25 protein-coding genes are annotated in these 20,023 nt (G+C 38.7%); 1 reads left to right on the top strand and 24 read right to left on the bottom strand.

The window, feature by feature from the left end; translation table 11 throughout:
* Nucleotides 1–6 precede the first annotated feature (6 nt).
* Entirely contained in the window at nt 7–975 is a 969-nt protein-coding gene (locus CD31_RS23775; protein WP_244905090.1) for a nuclease-related domain-containing protein, read from the top strand.
* Between the two features lie 12 nt (nt 976–987).
* Here CD31_RS23775 and CD31_RS04830 read toward each other — a convergent pair whose 3' ends face one another.
* From CD31_RS04830 to upp, 24 genes are all read right to left on the bottom strand, one after another.
* The gene (locus CD31_RS04830; RefSeq protein ID WP_036076103.1) at nt 988–1,359 is read right to left on the bottom strand and encodes a hypothetical protein; all 372 of its coding nucleotides are present in this window, start codon (nt 1,357–1,359) and stop codon (nt 988–990) included.
* 22 nt (nt 1,360–1,381) lie between these two features.
* On the bottom strand, nt 1,382–1,807 hold the full coding sequence (locus CD31_RS04825) for a hypothetical protein (RefSeq protein WP_036076101.1): 426 nt from the start codon (nt 1,805–1,807) through the stop codon (nt 1,382–1,384).
* Nucleotides 1,808–1,916: 109 nt separating this feature from the next.
* Complete coding sequence (locus CD31_RS04820; protein WP_016991807.1) at nt 1,917–2,300, bottom strand: hypothetical protein; 384 nt, start codon at nt 2,298–2,300, stop codon at nt 1,917–1,919.
* 147 nt (nt 2,301–2,447) lie between these two features.
* Entirely contained in the window at nt 2,448–2,891 is a 444-nt protein-coding gene (fabZ, locus tag CD31_RS04815; RefSeq protein WP_016991806.1) for a 3-hydroxyacyl-ACP dehydratase FabZ, read from the bottom strand.
* Between the two features lie 56 nt (nt 2,892–2,947).
* Nucleotides 2,948–3,238: a DNA-directed RNA polymerase subunit beta gene (locus CD31_RS04810; RefSeq protein WP_036076100.1), complete on the bottom strand. Its 291-nt coding sequence runs from the start codon at nt 3,236–3,238 to the stop codon at nt 2,948–2,950.
* A 47-nt stretch (nt 3,239–3,285) separates the two neighbouring features.
* Complete coding sequence (locus CD31_RS04805; RefSeq protein ID WP_036076098.1) at nt 3,286–4,125, bottom strand: flagellar hook-basal body protein; 840 nt, start codon at nt 4,123–4,125, stop codon at nt 3,286–3,288.
* A 24-nt stretch (nt 4,126–4,149) separates the two neighbouring features.
* The gene (locus tag CD31_RS04800) at nt 4,150–4,983 is read right to left on the bottom strand and encodes a flagellar hook-basal body protein (RefSeq protein ID WP_036076096.1); all 834 of its coding nucleotides are present in this window, start codon (nt 4,981–4,983) and stop codon (nt 4,150–4,152) included.
* 21 nt (nt 4,984–5,004) lie between these two features.
* Nucleotides 5,005–6,000 (bottom strand): rod shape-determining protein, encoded by a 996-nt coding sequence (gene mreB, locus CD31_RS04795; RefSeq protein ID WP_036076094.1) that lies wholly within the window; start codon nt 5,998–6,000, stop codon nt 5,005–5,007.
* 210 nt (nt 6,001–6,210) lie between these two features.
* Nucleotides 6,211–6,471 carry a sporulation transcriptional regulator SpoIIID gene (locus CD31_RS04790; RefSeq protein ID WP_004269485.1) on the bottom strand — a complete coding sequence of 87 codons (261 nt, stop codon included), beginning with the start codon at nt 6,469–6,471 and terminating at the stop codon, nt 6,211–6,213.
* 156 nt (nt 6,472–6,627) lie between these two features.
* Nucleotides 6,628–7,305, bottom strand: a complete 678-nt coding sequence (locus tag CD31_RS04785) for a M23 family metallopeptidase (RefSeq protein ID WP_016991803.1) — start codon at nt 7,303–7,305, stop codon at nt 6,628–6,630.
* A 37-nt stretch (nt 7,306–7,342) separates the two neighbouring features.
* Entirely contained in the window at nt 7,343–8,281 is a 939-nt protein-coding gene (gene spoIID / locus CD31_RS04780) for a stage II sporulation protein D (RefSeq protein WP_036076092.1), read from the bottom strand.
* 80 nt (nt 8,282–8,361) lie between these two features.
* A complete protein-coding gene (murA, locus tag CD31_RS04775) occupies nt 8,362–9,672 on the bottom strand; it encodes a UDP-N-acetylglucosamine 1-carboxyvinyltransferase (protein WP_036076091.1) in 1,311 nt (436 codons plus the stop codon).
* 492 nt (nt 9,673–10,164) lie between these two features.
* On the bottom strand, nt 10,165–10,404 hold the full coding sequence (locus tag CD31_RS04770) for a DUF1146 family protein (protein WP_004269481.1): 240 nt from the start codon (nt 10,402–10,404) through the stop codon (nt 10,165–10,167).
* Between the two features lie 87 nt (nt 10,405–10,491).
* Nucleotides 10,492–10,899 (bottom strand): F0F1 ATP synthase subunit epsilon, encoded by a 408-nt coding sequence (locus CD31_RS04765; RefSeq protein WP_016992762.1) that lies wholly within the window; start codon nt 10,897–10,899, stop codon nt 10,492–10,494.
* A gap of 24 nt (nt 10,900–10,923) precedes the next feature.
* Nucleotides 10,924–12,339 carry a F0F1 ATP synthase subunit beta gene (gene atpD, locus CD31_RS04760; protein WP_004269479.1) on the bottom strand — a complete coding sequence of 472 codons (1,416 nt, stop codon included), beginning with the start codon at nt 12,337–12,339 and terminating at the stop codon, nt 10,924–10,926.
* Between the two features lie 51 nt (nt 12,340–12,390).
* Nucleotides 12,391–13,248 (bottom strand): ATP synthase F1 subunit gamma, encoded by an 858-nt coding sequence (gene atpG / locus CD31_RS04755; protein ID WP_004269478.1) that lies wholly within the window; start codon nt 13,246–13,248, stop codon nt 12,391–12,393.
* Between the two features lie 47 nt (nt 13,249–13,295).
* A complete protein-coding gene (gene atpA / locus CD31_RS04750) occupies nt 13,296–14,804 on the bottom strand; it encodes a F0F1 ATP synthase subunit alpha (RefSeq protein WP_004269477.1) in 1,509 nt (502 codons plus the stop codon).
* A gap of 28 nt (nt 14,805–14,832) precedes the next feature.
* A complete protein-coding gene (locus tag CD31_RS04745) occupies nt 14,833–15,369 on the bottom strand; it encodes a F0F1 ATP synthase subunit delta (RefSeq protein WP_036076089.1) in 537 nt (178 codons plus the stop codon).
* The gene (gene atpF, locus CD31_RS04740; protein ID WP_016992759.1) at nt 15,366–15,887 is read right to left on the bottom strand and encodes a F0F1 ATP synthase subunit B; all 522 of its coding nucleotides are present in this window, start codon (nt 15,885–15,887) and stop codon (nt 15,366–15,368) included. The genes CD31_RS04745 and atpF overlap by 4 nt, the downstream gene beginning before the upstream one ends.
* A 172-nt stretch (nt 15,888–16,059) precedes the next feature.
* Nucleotides 16,060–16,284 carry a F0F1 ATP synthase subunit C gene (gene atpE, locus CD31_RS04735; RefSeq protein WP_004269474.1) on the bottom strand — a complete coding sequence of 75 codons (225 nt, stop codon included), beginning with the start codon at nt 16,282–16,284 and terminating at the stop codon, nt 16,060–16,062.
* 63 nt (nt 16,285–16,347) lie between these two features.
* Nucleotides 16,348–17,058 (bottom strand): F0F1 ATP synthase subunit A, encoded by a 711-nt coding sequence (gene atpB / locus CD31_RS04730; RefSeq protein ID WP_016992758.1) that lies wholly within the window; start codon nt 17,056–17,058, stop codon nt 16,348–16,350.
* Nucleotides 17,059–17,094: 36 nt separating this feature from the next.
* Nucleotides 17,095–17,466 (bottom strand): ATP synthase subunit I, encoded by a 372-nt coding sequence (locus CD31_RS04725; protein WP_004269472.1) that lies wholly within the window; start codon nt 17,464–17,466, stop codon nt 17,095–17,097.
* A gap of 537 nt (nt 17,467–18,003) precedes the next feature.
* Nucleotides 18,004–19,125 carry a non-hydrolyzing UDP-N-acetylglucosamine 2-epimerase gene (gene wecB / locus CD31_RS04720; RefSeq protein WP_036076087.1) on the bottom strand — a complete coding sequence of 374 codons (1,122 nt, stop codon included), beginning with the start codon at nt 19,123–19,125 and terminating at the stop codon, nt 18,004–18,006.
* A 157-nt stretch (nt 19,126–19,282) separates the two neighbouring features.
* Nucleotides 19,283–19,912 carry a uracil phosphoribosyltransferase gene (gene upp, locus CD31_RS04715; protein ID WP_004269470.1) on the bottom strand — a complete coding sequence of 210 codons (630 nt, stop codon included), beginning with the start codon at nt 19,910–19,912 and terminating at the stop codon, nt 19,283–19,285.
* Between the last annotated feature and the right edge of the window lie 111 nt (nt 19,913–20,023).

The raw sequence follows: 20,023 nt of genomic DNA, 5'->3' as shown, positions 1-20,023 counted from the left end.
TATTTGGTGATTACTATGAGGGAGAAGCCTTTACAATTATTATGGCTTGAGGCTTTGATGAGGCGCCTTTTAAAGGATGATGTAGAATTTCATTATTATCAAGAGCAGTATCGTCGACTAGCTGCAGGGTTTGCTGGCGAACAAAAAGTTGATCGCATATGGCATGAATTTATATACCCAAATACCTTTTTTGTCTTACATAATTTATGTCTTAAGAACACTGCTCAACATCTGCATCAGATTGATACGCTTTTTATTTGTCCTCAATTTATGTTGGTTGTAGAAATCAAAAACATACATGGTCGTCTTGAATTTGATCAACACACACATCAATGCATACGCACAAGGGTTGATGGTACTGTTGAGGGATTTCCAAATGCTCTTATTCAAACAGAGCGTCATATACGATTTCTTAAAAATCTTATTGCAAGTTATTCCCTTCCTGTTGAAGGGGCTGTTGTTATAGCAAATCCTTCAACAATCATTGTCAATCCAACTGGTACTCTCCCCATTTTTCATGCGTCCGGCCTTCATAAGTATCTTCAGTCGCTTTTTAAAAAGCACCCTAAAAAATTAATGACGGATAATCATTTAACCAAATTAGTGCACGTGCTACTTTCTAAACAGATGCTTCCTCAAATTCATACATCGATTGCCCCATCACGATTTCGACACGGTGTTCTTTGTCCAAAATGCGCCTATCAAAATAATATGTATTTCCATCGCGGCATTTGGAAATGTTCGTTTTGTCATTATAGGAGTATAGAAATTTTCGCAGAGGCTATGCTTGATTATCGGTTATTGATTAGTCATTCTATTACCAATAAACAGTTACGAACGTTTTTTAGAATTAGTTCTAACGATGCAGCTACTCGATTGCTACGGAAGTTTCAGTTTCCATATACCGGTACCTATAAGAATCGTGTTTACCATTTACCAGAAAATTTATTGGAACATATGAAAAATTATTTTTGATGGAGGTTTTGCTTAGCTTCGCAGGTATTCGCACTCCTCCCGCGGGTATTCTCTCTCCTTCCGCGGGTATTCTCTCTCCTCCCGCGGGTATTCGCTCTCCTTCCGCGGGTATTCACTCTCCTTCCGCGGGTATTCACTCTCCTTCCGCGGGTATTCACTCTCTTTCCGCGGGTATTCTCTCTCCTCCCGCGGGTATTCTCTCTCCTCCCGCGGGTATTCTCTCTCCTCCCGCGGGTATTCTCTCTGTTTCCGCGGGTATTCTCTCTCCTTCCGCGGGTATTCTCTCTCCTTCCGCAGGTATTCACTCTCCTTCCGCGGGTATTCGCTCTCCTTCCGCGGATATTCGCTTCGCTTCCCTCTAAATTGAAAAAGAGTGTTTTCCATAAAGGAAACACTCTTTTTTATGTTATCGGTTGTTCATACCATCACGGTACTTTTCAGTGTTGTTAACTTTATCGTCGACAACATTATTATTGTTATTGCTGTTTATGTTGTCATTACGTTCAACACCGTTTACACCGTTTGCATTTGGTGTGTTGTCATAGCCGTTTGTGCTGTTGATATCAGCATTAGAACCAGGTGTTGTTGCTTCAGGTAATGTTGTATTATCGTTTACAGTACCTCGATCAACACCATTCCCATTTACATTATTGCGATCGTATGCATTATCTCGTCTATTCGGATCTAATGCATCCTCGACGTTGTCAACACCACGACGTACGTCATTCTCGGCTTCTCGAACAGGGTGATCTTCTACTGCATTATTTCCCCAGTTACAACCTCCAAGGAATGCAGTGGCAAGAATAATGGTTAAAAATGACATTTTCCACATAGTAAAAAACCTCCTTTCTTGGGTACTATGTCATCAAATACATTTGCTGTATTTGTGATCCTACATAGATTGCCCGAGAAAGGAGGGAACTATCCGATTTTTGTACAAACTATTTTTGTTTTTCTTTTAATAACTGTTCAATATATGCTGCCTCTGCTTTACAGTCGTAGCTATAGTTTGTGCCTAGCTCTTTTTGCAATGCTTCGATTGTTTCGATTTGCTGCGCTGTTGGTTCTTCATTTAAAATTTTGGCAATAACCTCATCGATTTTTTGTGCCATTTCTTCATGAAACTGTGCGCTCATCAATGTATCGGCAGGGATTTTTTCGATCCATGCGGCATTCTCCTGAAAATAAGTCTGCCAGCTTGCAATGAAGTCTTCCATGGAAAAGCGCTCTTCATCCCAACCAATACTTGCTAAGTATGCTTCAAAAGATGTTGAAATCGAACGAGTAATGCTAATTTTAATACCTGAAGACAATTCCTTATACATCTTAATAATCCTCCTACGTTTGTAAAACCTAAAAATTACATCTATTTCAATTCACAATCGCTTATTTACCATCGCAATTTAAGAACCTACTAATCTATTTTTGACTTGACTTTATCTATTTTATATCTTTTGGTCTACAAATGCAAATTAAGCTTGTTTAGGCTGTTCAGGCCCAATTGCAAATAGAATATCGGCCTCACATACAAGTTCTCCATCTACAGTTGCTACACCATGACCTTTACCCATTGCGCCACGAAGTTTTACAAACTCCACTTCCAATTTAAGTTGGTCGCCTGGTACGACTTGACGCTTGAAACGACAATTATCAACACCCGTTAAAAATGCTAAACGGCCCTTAAATTCTTCTGCATTTAATAAAGCCACTCCACCTACTTGAGCTAAAGCTTCCACAATTAACACACCTGGCATAACTGGATAACCTGGGAAGTGCCCATTAAAAAAATCTTCGTTGATTGAAACGTTTTTTAATCCTACTGCACGTTTCCCTTCTTCTAATTCAATGATGCGATCTACGAATAGAAAAGGATAGCGGTGTGGTAAAATTGCTTGAATTTGTTCTGCTGTTAACATGTCATTTCCCCCTCAAAAATTAAGTATGTATACACAAAGTAAGGTAAAGAATAATGTTATTCTTTACCATTCATAATATCAAATATATGCTGCCATGTTTCTCTTTTAAAAATATCCATAGCATTGCCTTCTCCAATAACACTAAAGCCAAACATTGCGCCTAATGTTGCGGCAACAACGACTAAGATGAGAACAATTACAATGCGTAACCAAATCGGAATCAGTCGGATTTGCACCCATCGAACCTCGCGTTGCTCTCCAGTTGAGCGGCGTTCTTTCTTTTCTGGTTGCGGTTGCGTATCGGTTTCTTGTGTCGGCACAGAACGTCGACGTGAATCGTTTGTCATAGATTGTACTCCTCTTCATTCCTTACTATGCGTTTTTGGATGACTTCCTATCGAATGCCATTAATGAGTCCAAGCATTTGATCTGCTAATGTTACCGCTCTTGCGTTGAATTGATAAGAACGTTGTGTTTGAATAAGTTCTGTCATTTCCTTCGAGAGGTTAACATTTGACATTTCTAGTGTACCATTTTGCATGCCAATTTGCTGACGGTTCGCTCCAACAAGCTCTGTTAGAACTTCCGCCTGCGTATAGCCAAGTTCAGCTAAATTATTAGGTAATCCCATATAAGAACCAGCAACATGCTCCATTAATTGCGGCTTTTGGAATTCCGTTACAGCTAAATCCGTACGAATGACATTTCCATTTGGATAGGATGCTTCTAATACACCACCATCTCGAACGGCAAACTTTTGAACCGTGTCTGGTAATGTAATGGCTTGTCCTGCAGCGTTTGCTACAGGGTAGCCCTCTGCTGTTACAAGCATAACTGTTCCATTATTCAATGGAGATAAATAAAAGTCACCTTGTCGAGTATACACTGTTTCCGTCCCATTTTCACCATTTGGCATCAAAATATTGAAATATTGTTTCGCTTTTGTAAAAGCTAAGTCTAAATCACGATTAGTTGTTTGTAATGAACCTTGCTTTTCATTGGATTTAATTTGCCCAATCATTGCACCAGTTCCATAACGAATACCAACAGGTGTTTGACGTTCCACACGATCCTGCTTATCATTATTAAATTGCTGATACAGTAATTCATTAAAGGATGCTTCCTTTGTTTTATAGCCCGTAGTATTACTGTTAGCAATGTTGTTACTAATTGTATCAAGTTTATTTTGTAATTGACCCATTGTGTTTGTAGCTGTAATCATTGTACGTAGCATTGATAAAAGCCTCCTGTTCGCCCATTAAATTTTTCCGATTTCATTCACAGCCTTTTCCATGCTACGATCATAGGCTTGCAATACTTTTTGATTTGCTTCAAATGCACGGTAGGCTGTCATTAAATCTGTCATTGTACGACTAGAATCAACGTTTGAACCTTCTAAATAATTTTGACGTAGTGTAAAGGAAACACCATTCACGCCATAGGCTGTTGGTAAGTTCTCACCATTTTCTGTACGAATGAGGCCATTATCTTGTTTTTGTAGCATGTTCGGGTTTGCAGCAAATGATACCCCAACACGTGCTACTTGTTGATTATTTACAAAGATAGCGCCACTTTCATCTAAACGAAAATCATCATTTGGTAGCTGGATACGTTGTCCTGCATCATTTAGTACATATAATCCTTGACCGTTAACTAAATAGCCTTGACCATCTAACGTGAAATTACCATTACGTGTGTAAGCCTCACCACCAGCAGGATGCTCAAGTCGGAAGAAAATTGAACCTGTAACACCATCTTCATTTTGTGGTAAGTTTCCATCAATCAATGCCATATCTGTTGTAAAATCAGTGTTATAGATTTGGCCCTGTATGTAATTTGGTAATGTTTCTTGTAAATATGTCCCTGTATTTAAAGCTCCTACTTGACTCATATATTCAGCCCCGGCTTGTTGGTGAGCAGGAGCATTTGTTTTTCCAATGCTAGACATTAGCATGTCTGGGAATGAGCGAATAGTAGATTGGTCTGCCTTAAATCCTGGTGTATTCGCATTTGATAAATTATTGGTAAGTAATTCTGTTCTTCTTTGTTGCGTGATCATACCTGTTGCAACTGTATAAAATCCTTTAAACACAGAAATCACCTCATTTTAATTTTATAAGGATGCTGGCACACGATCAATATTCTCAAGCATGATACCTGTACCAATGGCTACACAATCCATCGGTCTCTCTGCAATAAAAACAGGTACCTTTAACTCTTCTATTAATAGCTGGTCCATTCCATGTAACAACGCACCGCCACCAGTTATAATTACTCCACGATCAATGATATCAGCTGATAATTCAGGTGGTGTTTTTTCTAAAACATTTTTAGCTGATTGAACAATCATCGCTACTGATTCATGTAGTGCACGTTCAATCTCCTCAGACTCAATTGTAATTGTACGTGGTAAACCTGTTACCATATCACGGCCACGAATATCCATTGTATCATTACGACTACCTTTGAAAACTGTACCAATTGTTATTTTGATTGCCTCTGCAGTACGTTCACCAATTAGCAATTTATATTCTTTTTTAATATATTGCAAAATATCGTTATCAAACACATCGCCTGCTACTTTAATGGATTCACTTGTTACGATATCACCCATCGATAGAACTGCGATATCTGTTGTTCCGCCCCCGATATCGACTACCATATTTCCACTTGGTTGGAAGATATCCATTCCAGCACCGATTGCTGCTACTTTTGGCTCTTCCTCTAAATATACTTTTTTACCACCCGATTTTTCAGCCGCTTCACGGATTGCCTTTTGTTCAACACTCGTAATATTCGTCGGACAGCAAATTAAAATGCGTGGCTTCGCCAAAAATCCTTTTACATTTAATTTATTGATGAAATGTCTTAACATTGCCTCTGTCACATCAAAATCTGCAATGACTCCGTCTCTTAATGGGCGAATAGCTGTGATATTACCTGGCGTTCTCCCTACCATTTGGCGGGCTTCTTCCCCTACCGCTAATACTTTATTTGTCTTTTTATCGATCGCCACAACAGATGGTTCATTGAGGACGATCCCCTTCCCTTTAACGTGGATTAATACGTTCGCAGTTCCTAAGTCAATGCCAATATCTTTCGAAAACATTCTATAATTTCTCCTTCCCGCCAGTTCCAACTACATAACGTTCATTTTATCTCTTTATCTAGAATATTTTATCATATACTATTGGTAATTTCACCTAAATTTAGTGAATAAGACTGTTTTCTTTTTAGGTAGTGAACGGCTATAATATAGAATTACTATTCCTTAGAAAATCACCACTTATACTTGTCCAACACAACAAAAAAGAACGAATCATTCTTGACTCGCTCTTTCTTTCCACTTGTTTTTCGTTGCTTCTCCTCCGCGAATATGACGTACGGCCTTATGGTAGGCGAGTATTTCTTTCACTTGGTCAGCTAATCCTTCATGAATTGTTGGTAATCGCTCTGTTAAATCCTTGTGCACCGTACTTTTTGAATAACCAGTCATTTTCGCGAGGACACGCACAGTCTCACGCGTCTCAATCAGTAATTCACCGAGGCGTATGCAGCGCTTCCGAATGTGCTCATGCACGTTCTTCGTCCTTTCCACACAATTTCACAAAATGCTTTGGCAATCAGATGCACATTTGCGCATTTCTTCACCTTATGTGAGGACAAAGCTATTCAGAACACGTTTTGCATTTTCTTGATAAATTGCTGACTTTTTATGCGTTACTAGCTTTTCTCATTAAAAAGCTAGTAATTTTTTCGGATTGATATATTTTCCGTTTTCAAGAATTTCGAAATGCATGTGGACGCCAGCCGCTTGATTCCACTCGTTGTCAGTCGCTTTTCCTAATGCTTGACCTTGTGTAACCTCATCGCCTTCTTTAACAGCGATATCCTTCACAGAGCTATAATGTGTCTGCATACCATTTGGATGCTCGATCACGATCTTATTGCCTGTAAATGCGTCTAGTTTTACCTCTAGTACTTTACCACTCATAGCAGCTAGTACTTCAAATTCTTCACCATTCATAGCAATAGAGATTCCAGAAGATGTAGTAAATGTTTGATTAAATACCATTAGTGCATTTTCACGAGACTCTTCATTTGCCTCTAACTCGTAAAATTCTTGTAAGACTTGTACTTTACTAAAATTCTCTTCTTTGAATGGATACTTCATGCTTTCAGTTCGTGCATTTGTTTCCACTACAGGACCTGGATCTACTTCAGCTAAATCTGGTAAAGGAGCCTCTTCTACTTTTGATACGAGACTATTGTAACCAAATAACAATCCTGCTAGAACAAGTGCACCACCTGTGTAAACTACTGGCCAAAACCACGGTTTCTTTTGTAATTGGCCATTTTCCTTTTGATTTGGATCTTGGTTTTGAGAAGCTTTGTTATTTTTATCCTCTCTCATTTTCATCACCTCTAGTTGCAGTGTGAACAACTAGAAGTTATTTTAAACATGCATCTATTTTTTTTATTTCAATATCTTGATAATAATAGTGTAAAATTTCGGCAGCTGTTTTCCCTTCATTTGCCATTGCCTCAGCTCCATACTGACTCATGCCCACTCCATGACCATAACCCTGAGTTTTCACTTGAACCTTTCTTTTATTGGCATTAAAGATGATAGTGAAATCAGTTGATGGAATACCAAGAAGCGTTCTTACCTCTCTCCCTGTCCAGACATTATTTCCTAATTGTAAACGCTCTACTCGCCCTGAGTCATTATAAAATAACTGGATACGATTAAAATCACTAGGTTGCCATTGGATAGGCCAGAGCTTATTCCATTGAGCTAAAGTCCACTCTTGCACAGCCTCAAACTTTGGTGATGCTTGATCTGATATACTTGCAACACTTTGCAAATATGGAATATCATTTCCACCATATCCATAAGCGCTTTCTGTTTTACCGTTACTTGTTGAATGAAACATGGCTGTAATCAATTCATTATTATAAAGAATAACTTGTCCTTGCGTTTCATTGATAGCTTCGACAATTTTCTTTTCATTTCCCAGGAAATTGCTAGCCCAATTCGCCTTTCTTTGCTCTTCATCATAGAAGACTTGCTTTGCCACAGTTGGAGCAATCGCAATTTTTCCGTAATTTGTCGTTTTCAACGCATATGTGCGTGCTGCAATGGCTTGTGCCTTCAGTGCCTCTTTTTTAAAAGAAACAGGCATTTCTGCAGCAACTACCCCTGTAATATACGTTTCCAAAGGGATTTTTTCTTCTTGCCCCTCCACTTCTATAAATATTTCACAAGCATTCTTATCACTAGCTTGAGGTTTGATAGCCTCTTGTCTTTCACTAAACCCTACTATAGGAAGCATATATAATGCCCCAATTAAGCAAATGACACCAATACTAATCATCCATTTTTTCATAAGGAATAATATGCTAGATTTCTTTTAGTTATGAGAAAACAAAAACCCTCTGCATAAAAGCAAAGGGTTTTGAAATCTATTTAATTTGTAGGCAATTCAACTGTTACATCTTCAATTGTCACTACTTCTTCTGTAATACGTTCAATATTCGCACCAAGTGATGCTAATTTGCCATGGAAATCAACATAACCACGATCTAAATGGTGAAGCTTTGTAACACGTGTCATGCCTTCAGACACAAGACCTGCTAAAATTAATGCAGCCGCAGCTCGTAAATCCGTTGCCATAACCTCAGCTCCCTGAAGATCCACAGGCCCCTCGATAAACACAGAACGTCCCTCTATTTTAGCGCCAGCATTCATGCGACGAAACTCCTCAACATGCATAAAGCGGTTTTCGAATACCGTTTCTGTAATAATACTCGTACCTTCTGCAGTAAGCATTAACGCCATCATTTGTGATTGCATATCTGTTGGGAAACCAGGATGTGGCATTGTTTTGATATCAACTGCTTTTAGGGTTTGAGGAACTCGTACACGGATTCCTTCATCCAACTCTGTAATTTCTACGCCCATCTCACGCATTTTAGCTATTAAAGCAGTCATATGCTCAGGAACTGCGTTTTCAATCACCACATCTCCTCTAGTAATGGCTGCTGCTACCATAAATGTACCAGCTTCAATACGGTCTGGAATAATATGATGCTCTACTCCATATAATGTATCGACTCCTTCGATACGAATCGTATTTGTCCCCGCACCGATTACACGGCCACCCATACTATTAATAAAGTTTGCAAGATCCACGATTTCAGGTTCCTTCGCAGCATTTTCAATTACAGTTGTCCCTTCAGCTAAAGATGCAGCTGTCATAATATTTTCAGTTGCCCCAACACTCGGGAAGTCCAAATACACATTAGCCCCTTTTAAGCGACCCTCTGTCTTCGCCTCTACATAGCCATGGCCAAATGAGATTTTTGCACCCATTGCTTCAAAGCCTTTTAAATGTAATTCAATCGGACGTGATCCAATTGCACAGCCTCCAGGAAGTGCCACACGAGCATAGCCATTACGGGCAAGTAGAGATCCCATTACTAAAATAGATGCACGCATTTTACTAACAAATTCAAATTGAGCTTCACTTGAAAGTTCTTTTGTTGCATCTATATATACGGCATTATCTTCAGGTATATATGTAACTGCTGCGTTTAAACTTTTAAGTACTTCATTTATTGTAAAGACGTCTGCTAAATTAGGGACTTCTTTAATTACATTTTCTCCTTTTGAAGCAAGTAAAGCTGCTGCAAGGATTGGTAACACTGCATTTTTTGCGCCCTCTACACGTACTTTTCCCTGTAGTTTTTGGCCGCCAGTCACTATTATTTTATCCACCCTATGTCCCTCCGAATTCAATCTATTAACCTATCGAATTTTTATTTTAATAAAGAAGTATAATGTCATAATCAGTAAACAAACAACTCTATAGTACAACTTTTCTAACGCTCGTTCAAGCGTCCAAATCACTATTTTAAGCCATTATTAGATATTTTGCTATTTATTTATTGTACGCTGCCAATTTTTTTTTGTGAATGACCAATAACCCGTTCGCTTCTAATACATACCCAAAGATATATGAATAAAAAACAACTTTTCACTTAATTTCTATAAAAAAAGTGGTGGGCACCTATTATCGTACATTTATCAATGGCTATCTTGGTAGCTAATAGCGTAAAGCTTATAATAATCTAATGTGTTGGCGTCATTAGATTGCGTATCCAGTGTTGATCAGTCTTTTTACATAGTTCAAAGGGCCACACAAAGGGTATTATAAAGTCCTTTGAAGCATGTAGACATATGAATTTATTTAAAAGAGAAACGAATTCTTTAAAATAAATAAGGAAGTTTGCCTGACCAGCTAGAGATTTGAAGAAAGAAATTAGATACTGCTGAGCCTATCGCAATACTAAGTAATATATAAATGAGCTGAATTTGAAAAACTCGATTCTTTTTAAATAGTTTTTCGATCATAAAAGCTTGTAATGCGTAAAAAGTAATAGCAATAAAAAATAGATGAGATAAAATTCCCAATAAAGCTTCTTGCCCTATCGCTTCATATATTTCCATGCGGCATCCTCCGTTTCTCCTACAATCACAATCTGTTTATTCACCTTAAAAAACGGGCAGATGCGATATCTGCCCGTTAAAAATGAATTAGATATTACCCTCATGAACGTTGATACGATTCAACGCACGTTTTAATGCTAGGTCAGCACGTTTGAAATCAATGTTGTCTTGTTTACTTTGAAGACGTCCTTCAGCACGTTTAACGGCTTCTTTAGCACGTTGAACATCGATGTTTTCAGCAATTTCAGCAGACGGCGCTAAAATTGAGATTTTTTCTGGACGAACTTCAATGAAACCACCGCTTACAGCAACAATATCAGTCGAACCGTTTTCTTTTTTAAGCTTCACTGCACCAATTGCAAGTGGAGCAACCATTGGAATATGGCCTGCAAGAACACCGATTTCTCCTGAAGTTGTTTTAGCGATTACCATTGATACTTCAGAATCGTATACTGGGCCGTCGGGAGTGACAATATTGACTAGAACTGTCTTCATATTTTTTCCTCCTCGTCCCTAGTATTAAACCTCTACGCCCATGCTTTTCGCTTTTTCAACTACTTCATCAATTGAACCAACTAGACGGAAAGCATCTTCTGGTAGGTGATCCCATTTGCCATCAAGGATTTCCTTGAATGAACGAACAGTTTCTTTTACAGGTACATAAGAACCTTTTTGACCAGTGAATTGTTCCGCAACGTGGAAGTTTTGTGATAAGAAGAATTGAATACGACGAGCACGTTCTACTGTTTGTTTATCTTCATCAGATAATTCATCCATACCTAAGATTGCAATGATATCTTGTAATTCACGGTAACGTTGGATTGTACGTTGCACACCAGTAGCAATTGCGTAGTGCTCAGCGCCTACGATTTCAGGTGATAATGCACGAGAAGTCGAAGCTAATGGGTCAACCGCTGGATAGATACCCATTTCAGATAATTTACGCTCAAGGTTAGTTGTTGCATCTAAGTGGGCGAAAGTTGTAGCTGGAGCCGGGTCAGTATAGTCATCGGCTGGTACATAAATCGCTTGAATAGAAGTTACAGATCCTTTGTTCGTAGATGTGATACGCTCTTGTAGTTTACCCATTTCAGTAGCAAGTGTTGGTTGGTAACCTACCGCAGAAGGCATACGACCTAATAGGGCAGAAACCTCAGAACCTGCTTGTGTGAAACGGAAGATATTGTCGATGAATAAAAGTACGTCTTGGCCTTGCTCATCACGGAAGTATTCCGCCATTGTAAGACCAGTTAAAGCTACACGCATACGTGCACCAGGTGGCTCGTTCATTTGACCGAATACCATCGCTGTTTGCTTGATAACGCCTGAATCGCTCATTTCGAAGAATAAGTCGTTCCCTTCACGAGTACGCTCACCTACACCAGCGAATACAGAGATACCAGAGTGCTCTTGTGCGATATTGTTGATTAATTCTTGGATTAATACAGTTTTACCTACACCGGCACCACCGAATAGACCGATTTTACCACCTTTGATATATGGTGCAAGTAAGTCTACTACTTTGATACCTGTTTCAAGAATTTCAACTGTAGTTGAAAGATTCTCGAAAGTTGGTGCTTCACGGTGAATTGAATCACGACGTGCGTCTGCTGGAATCTCTTCACCTAAGTCAATTACTTCTCCAAGTACGTTGAATACACGACCTAGTGTAACTTCACCAACTGGTACTGAGATAGCTTTTCCTAAGTCTGTTACTTCTGCTCCACGTTGTAAGCCATCAGTAGATGACATCGCAATTGTACGAACAGAATCATCACCTAAATGAAGCGCAACTTCTAATGCAAGAATTGTTGGTTCTTCATTAGGACGTTCAATCTTAACAGTTAAAGCGTTATAGATTGCTGGTAATTGGCCATTGTCGAATTTAACGTCAACAACTGGACCCATTACTTGAATAACATGTCCTTTATTCATTACTGTGTACCCTCCTATCGTATTCTTATACGACATTGGGAAGCTGCTTGCCTATTCTAAGGCTGCAGCTCCACCAACGATTTCTGTAATTTCTTGTGTAATCGCCGCTTGACGTGCACGGTTATATTGCAAAGAAAGGTCTGAAATAAGATCAGTTGCATTATCTGTTGCATTTTTCATAGCCGTCATACGAGAAGCATGTTCACTTGCTTTTCCATCTAATAATGCGCCATAAACTAAGCTTTCCGCATATTGTGGAAGTAAAACTTCTAGAATTGCTTCACCAGATGGCTCGAATTCATAAGAAGCAGTACCGCTTGCAGGGGCAATATCTGTTAATGGAAGAAGTTTTTTCTCTGTCACTTCGCTAGCAATAGCGCTGACAAAGTGATTATAGTACATATAAAGTTCGTCATACGTACCATCAATGAACATACCAACAGCATTACGAGCGATTTCTTTTATATCAGCAAATGTCGGTTGGTCAGGTAGACCGACAACATTACTGATGACATTATGATCACGTTTCACAAAGTAGTCACGAACAACACGACCTACTGCTAAAATAACGTATTCGTCTTTTGATTTATGACGCTCGTTAATTGTACGTTGTACTTGACGTAGGATACTTGAGTTGTAAGCACCTGCAAGACCACGGTCAGAACCAATGACTAAGTAAGCCGTTTTCTTAACAGGACGAGCAGTTAACATTGGATGTCCGCTGTCTTTTGTGCCTGAAGCGATCGCGCCTACTACGTCCTGAATTTTTTCCATGTAAGGAACGTAAGCTTTAGCATTTTGCTCTGCACGACGTAACTTAGAAGAAGAAACCATCTGCATTGCTTTTGTAATTTGCTTCGTACTCTTTGTTGAAGTAATACGACCTTTAATTTCGCGTAAGTTTACCACTGGTATTTCACCACCTTCTGTTTTTTAATCAAGTGACTAGCTAGAACTTATTCTGATTTAGCGAAAGTTTTTTTGAATGCATTGATTGCTGCTTCATAATCCGCATCAGGAGCAAGCTCTTTAGTAGTACGAACATGATCTAAAACGTTTGTGTGGTTTGAATCTAACCAGCTTAAGAATTCTGATTCGAAGCGAACGATATCTTGTACTGGAATATCATCTAAATGACCTTTAGTTAATGCGTAAAGGATCGCAACTTGCTTTTCAACTTTTAGTGGTTTGTTAAGGTCTTGTTTAAGAACTTCAACCGTACGTTTACCACGCTCAAGTTTAGCAAGTGTTACTTTATCTAAATCTGAACCAAATTGAGCAAATGATTCAAGCTCACGGAATGCAGCTAAGTCAAGACGTAGTGTACCCGCAACTTTTTTCATCGCTTTAATTTGAGCAGATCCACCTACACGTGATACAGAAAGACCGGCGTTAATCGCTGGACGTACACCTGAGTTGAATAAGTCAGATTGTAAGAAGATTTGTCCATCAGTGATTGAGATTACGTTAGTTGGGATGTATGCAGAGATATCCCCAGCTTGTGTCTCAACGAATGGAAGAGCTGTAATTGAACCATTTTGATATGTTTCATTTAACTTCGCAGCACGTTCAAGTAAGCGGCTGTGTAAGTAGAAAACGTCACCAGGATATGCTTCACGACCTGGAGGACGGCGAAGAAGAAGTGAAAGTTCACGGTAAGCTGATGCTTGTTTAGAAAGATCATCATACACGATTAATACGTGTTTACCTTGTAACATGAATTCTTCAGCCATAGATACACCAGCAAATGGTGCTAAGAATAATAATGGAGCTGGTTGAGAAGCAGAAGCTGTCACAACGATTGTGTAATCTAAAGCGCCATGTTTACGAAGAGTTTCTACAACACCACGTACAGTAGATTCTTTTTGACCGATTGCTACGTAGATACAAATCATGTTTTGGTCATTTTGGTTAAGAATTGTATCGATAGCTACAGATGTTTTACCTGTTTGACGGTCACCGATGATTAACTCACGTTGACCACGACCGATTGGTACTAATGCGTCAATCGCTTTAATACCAGTTTGTAGTGGTTCGTGTACTGATTTACGAGCCATTACACCGAAAGCAGGACTTTCGATTGGACGAGATTTTGTAGTGTTGATAGGACCTTGTCCATCCACTGGTTGTCCAAGTGGGTTTACAACACGACCAATTAGTTCTTCACCAACTGGTACTTCCATGATACGACCTGTACGACGAACTTCATCGCCTTCTTTGATGTCAGTGTATGGACCTAAGATTACGATACCAACGTTACCTTCTTCTAGGTTTTGAGCCATACCCATAACACCATTAGAGAACTCTAGTAGTTCTCCAGCCATGGCGTTGTCGAGGCCATGAGCAAGAGCAATACCGTCACCAATACGGATAACTGTACCAACTTCGCTTACTTTAAGTTCAGATTCATAATTCTCAATCTGTTGTTTAATCAGACTGCTGATTTCTTCAGCCTTGATGCCCATGTATGTCACCTCTCACATTTCTAAATTATTAACCGATTAATTCACGTTTTAGACGCTCTAGTTTGTTTGCTACTGAGCTATCATAAATATGGTTACCGATTTGAACACGAATACCACCAAGTAAAGATGGATCAACTTCGTTTGTAATATTTAATGATTGTTTTCCAACAAGTTTCGCGAACGCTGCTGAAATATTAGCGCTTTCTTCTGCAGAAAGTGCACGTGTTGAAAATACTGTTGCATCTGCAGTGCCTTGTGCTTGTGCAGCAAGTTCAGCATATGCCTTAGCAATTTGTGTCATCTCGTTTACACGTTTTTTCTCGACTAGAAGTTGAACTGTGTGTAAAACTTCTGGTGTTGCACCATTAAAGATGTCAGCTACCATTTGTTTTTTTCGTTCCACGGAGAACTTAGGTGCATTTAAAAGCGTTAAAAAATCAGGAGATTCTTTTACTACTTTTGTTAGTTCACTTAAGTCTGCTCCTACTTCAGTAAGAATATTTTTTTGTTGCGCCAATTCAAAAAGCGCTTGAGCGTAACGTTTTGCTACAGTTGAATTACTCATCGAGCTTCCCCTGCCTTCGCAATCGTCTCTTCAATTAGAGCACGGTTGTCTGCCTCAGAAATCTCTTTGCTAAGGACTTTAGATGCTGCAAGTACAGATAATGAAACGACTTCATCACGTACAGCTGCAATAGCTTTTTCTTTTTCAGACTCGATTTCACGTAAAGCCGATTCTTTTAAGCGGTTTGCTTCATTACGAGCTACAGTAAGAATTTCTTCTTTTTGTAATTCGCCTTGCTTCTTAGCGCCCTCAACAATCGATTGTGCTTCTGTACGAGCTTCCTTAAGAAGGCTCTTTTGTTCTTCTAAAAATTGGTGCGATTCTTTGCGCGCTTTTTCAGCTGCTTCGATTTCACTCGCTACTAATTCTTCACGTTGTTGCATAATGCCCATAAGTGGACCCCAAGCGAATTTCTTAAGTAGTAACATTAATACTATGAAAATAACTAATGTTGCGATGATATCTCCACTATTTAACGAAGCACCGCCTGCACCTAGTACAAGATTATCTAAAAACACGATTGTTTCACTCCCTTCAAGAGCTTTAACTTCAACATAATATAGTGACTAAAAAACTACCTATTTTAAAAAGCTATATTTACACATAGCTTTTATCCGTTCCAAAATGAAGGGCGAAGTTTCATCTGGAGAATCCTGCTTCGCCACTAGTAAAATTCAGTGTTCAACTGAATTATTTGTTCATTACGATGAATGCTACTACTACTGCGATGATCGGTAGGGCCTCAACTAATGCAACCCCGATGAACATTGTAGTTTGAAGAACGCCACGAGCTTCTGGTTGGCGAGCGATACCTTCTACTGTTTTTGATACGATAAGACCGTTACCAATACCTGCACCAAGTGCACCTAAACCGATTGCGATTGCTGCTGCTAATAAACCTAATGAACCTGTCATTTGAAAATTTCCTCCTTGGAATTGTTTGTTTTTGTTGTTCAAGCATAGGGTATATGCTTTATATTAATGGTCATCGCTCACTTTATGAGCCATGTAAACCATTGTTAACATTGTAAAGATAAAGGCTTGGATAAAGCCGATGAAAATTGAGAAACCTTGCCATGCCATCATAGGAACGATTGCCCCGATGAATCCCACAGCACCTGATGATGCTAAACCTGCAAGTAAGCCAAGTAAAATCTCACCCGCGTAAATGTTACCGTAAAGACGTAAACCTAATGTTAATGTGTTTGCAAATTCTTCTACTAATTTAAGTGGGAACATGAATGACATTGGTTTGAAGAATGTACCTACATAATGACCTGTACCCTTCATTTTTACACCATAGAAATGCGTTAAGACTAATATCATTGCTGCTAACGTCATCGTTACTGTAGGGTCAGCTGTTGGTGATTTCCACCATAGCTCATGCCCATAGACAATTGAGAAAGGAAGACCTAGTAAGTTAGATACTGCGATAAACATAATTAGTGTGATACCTAGAACGTGGAATCGACCACCAGTTTTCCAATCCATGTTACTTTTAATGATATTCTTAACGAAATCCATAATCCATTCCATAAAGTTTTGCATACCAGTAGGTTTTAACTTTAGGCTTCTAGTTGAAATAAAGGCAATTAAAAATACGATAATTGCTGCAACTAGTAACATCATAACTGTCGATAAGTTAAATGTTAAAAAACCGACTTCTAGTAACGGAGCTTCATGATTCATTGTTATTTTTCACCTCTCTTTCTAATTTAAAGCACATTAGCGGTTCCTTACATGTGACACAATTCTCTCGACAAAGAGAAAAACGTACGGAATCATTAGCCCTATAACCGTGCTAATTAAGTGAAAATAGTTTGGCAACGAAATGGCTATTGCGACTGCCGCAACACCTGATCCAAAGCGAAGCGCTGTACCAAGTGAGCCTATTTTCTTCCCTTCACTAATGGATCTGTCAAACTTCTCCATACGCCGAACTAGAATCCAAAAATTATACGTACCAAAGAATGCACCGACTGCGATGCCCGCAAAAACAGTTTGATAGGGGGTAAATCCCCAGCCTAATGCGCAGAGTGCAAGCAAAAAAAATAACGCCCTCTTCTGCACAGCAAAAATGTGATGCAAATCTAGCATTGGTTGTAATCTCCTGAATCGTTTTTTCGAGTAATGAAAACGTTTGCTGACCACTATGTGAAATCAGAAAAGAGCAGTGAAAAGCACTACTCACAGCGGAATAGTAATGGGAGAGTCATTTCAATTACAGGTGTAAATGCCCAAAAAAATAACTTACACCCCTTACCGACTCGGTAAAAACCGAAACGCACAAAACGTTGCAAATCGACAGTTTTATTTTGAACTGTCAATTTAGTAGAAAGTTGATATAACAAGTGTTTCAACGTCCTATTTATGAACAGAAACCCTTATCATTCTTACCCTTTGTAAGCATACAATAGGTGATATTTGAAGTCAATTGGTAAAGGAGAAAAACTTCACAGCCTCTATACTCTTGTCAAATTGTTGACAAATTTGTGTATGAAATTTCATAGTTTCAAAATTTCAAAACCTGCTCACGCATAAAAAAAGCTAATTTACGACAAGATTATGCTCGTAAATTAGCTTACCCATTTCAACAGGTACATTAGACTTATTTTTATTATAAAATATAGTATTTTATTTAGTTTTTTGTAAAAATCCTAGCAACGCTTCAACAATACGCTTAGATGCATGTCCATCACCATATGGATTTGATGCTTTAGCCATTGCTTCGTAGGCATTATTATCTGTTAGTAATTCCTTTGCTAGGGCATAAATTGTTTCCTCTTCTGTGCCTGCTAGCTTTAATGTTCCTGCTGCAATCCCTTCTGGACGTTCTGTTGTATCTCTAAGTACAAGTACCGGCTTCCCTAATGAAGGGGCCTCTTCTTGCACACCACCTGAATCCGTTAAGATCATATATGAATTTGCTGCAAAGTTATGGAAATCAAATACTTCAAGAGGCTCAATTAAATGCACTCGTTTATTATTCCCTAAAATTTCATTCGCAATTTCTCTTACAGCCGGATTCATATGAACTGGATAAACAACTTGAACATCTTCATGTTCTGCTAGTATTCTGGTAATCGCTTTAAACATATGGCGCATTGGCTCACCAAGATTTTCACGACGATGTGCCGTTAATAAAATCATACGATCTTCGCCTATTTTATCTAATACCGGATGTGTGTAGTGTTCACTGACCGTTGTTGCTAATGCGTCTATTGCTGTATTTCCTGTAACAAAAATTGTCTCTGGATTTTTATTCTCATCTAATAGATTCTTTTTAGATACTTCTGTTGGCGCAAAATGTAAATCAGCCATCACGCCTGTTAGTTGACGATTCATTTCCTCTGGATATGGTGAATATTTGTTCCATGTTCGAAGTCCCGCTTCTACATGCCCTATAGCAATTTGGTTATAGAACGCAGCAAGACTCGCAATGAAAGTCGTCGCTGTATCACCATGTACTAAAACGATATCTGGTTGTGCTTCTTTCATTACTTTATCTAAACCCTGTAAGGCGTTTGTCGTTACATCAATTAATGTTTGGCGATCCTTCATAATATTTAAGTCATAGTTTGGTGTAATACTAAATGTCTCTAATACTTGATCGAGCATTTGGCGATGCTGTGCTGTTACCGTTACAATAGATTCTATTTGCTTAGGATACTTTTGTAACTCCAAAACAAGAGGAGCCATTTTTATTGCTTCTGGTCTTGTACCAAAAATCGTCATTACTTTCCATTTCTTTGTCAAAACGATCTGCACCGTCCTTTTTGTTATTGTATGTAAGGTCAATCTACCCGATGATGAGGGGTTACTTACCTACACATACTATGAAACGCCCTTCAATTTGAAGGACGCTTTCACAAGTTATTAGTTTCCTAAATGAGGAAATATCATGTATTGATTTTTATTTTGTACCGAATAGGCGGTCTCCCGCATCACCTAAGCCAGGTACAATATAGCCATGGTCATTTAATTTTTCATCAAGTGCAGCAATGTAAATATCTACATCCGAATGTTCTTCTTGAATAGCTTTTACACCCTCTGGAGCAGCGATTAAGCACATGAATTTAATGTTTTTAGCTCCACGCTTTTTCAATGAATGAATTGCCTCCACTGCAGAACCACCAGTTGCAAGCATTGGATCTACAATGATGAAATCACGTTCTTCAACATCTGCAGGAAGTTTTGCATAATATTCAACTGGTTTTAATGTTTCTGGATCACGATAAAGACCAATATGACCAACTTTTGCAGCTGGGATAAGCTTTAATACGCCATCCACCATGCCGATACCTGCACGTAGAATCGGTACGATTGCAAGTTTTTTACCAGAAAGTACTTTTGTTTTTGCAATTGTTACAGGTGTTTCAATTTCAATTTCCTCTACTGGCATATCACGTGTAATTTCAAATGCCATTAGTGTTGCCACTTCGTCTACTAGCTCACGAAATTCTTTTGTTCCTGTATTCTTGTCGCGAATATAAGTTAATTTGTGTTGGATTAGTGGATGATCAAATACATAGACTTTGCTCAAAGGGATTCTCTCCTCACCGTTCGGATTCATTTTTATCTCAACTAGTATAACAGAAAAAAGGAGTCGCCTCAAAAATAAATTTAGGACAACTCCATTTATCATCTATTCTTT

The organism is Lysinibacillus boronitolerans JCM 21713 = 10a = NBRC 103108 (assembly GCF_000772935.1).
Classification (GTDB): Bacteria; Bacillota; Bacilli; order Bacillales_A; family Planococcaceae; genus Lysinibacillus; species Lysinibacillus boronitolerans.
The sequence above is the reverse complement of the archived record's forward strand: the minus strand, read 5'-3'. Positions and strand labels throughout refer to the sequence as shown.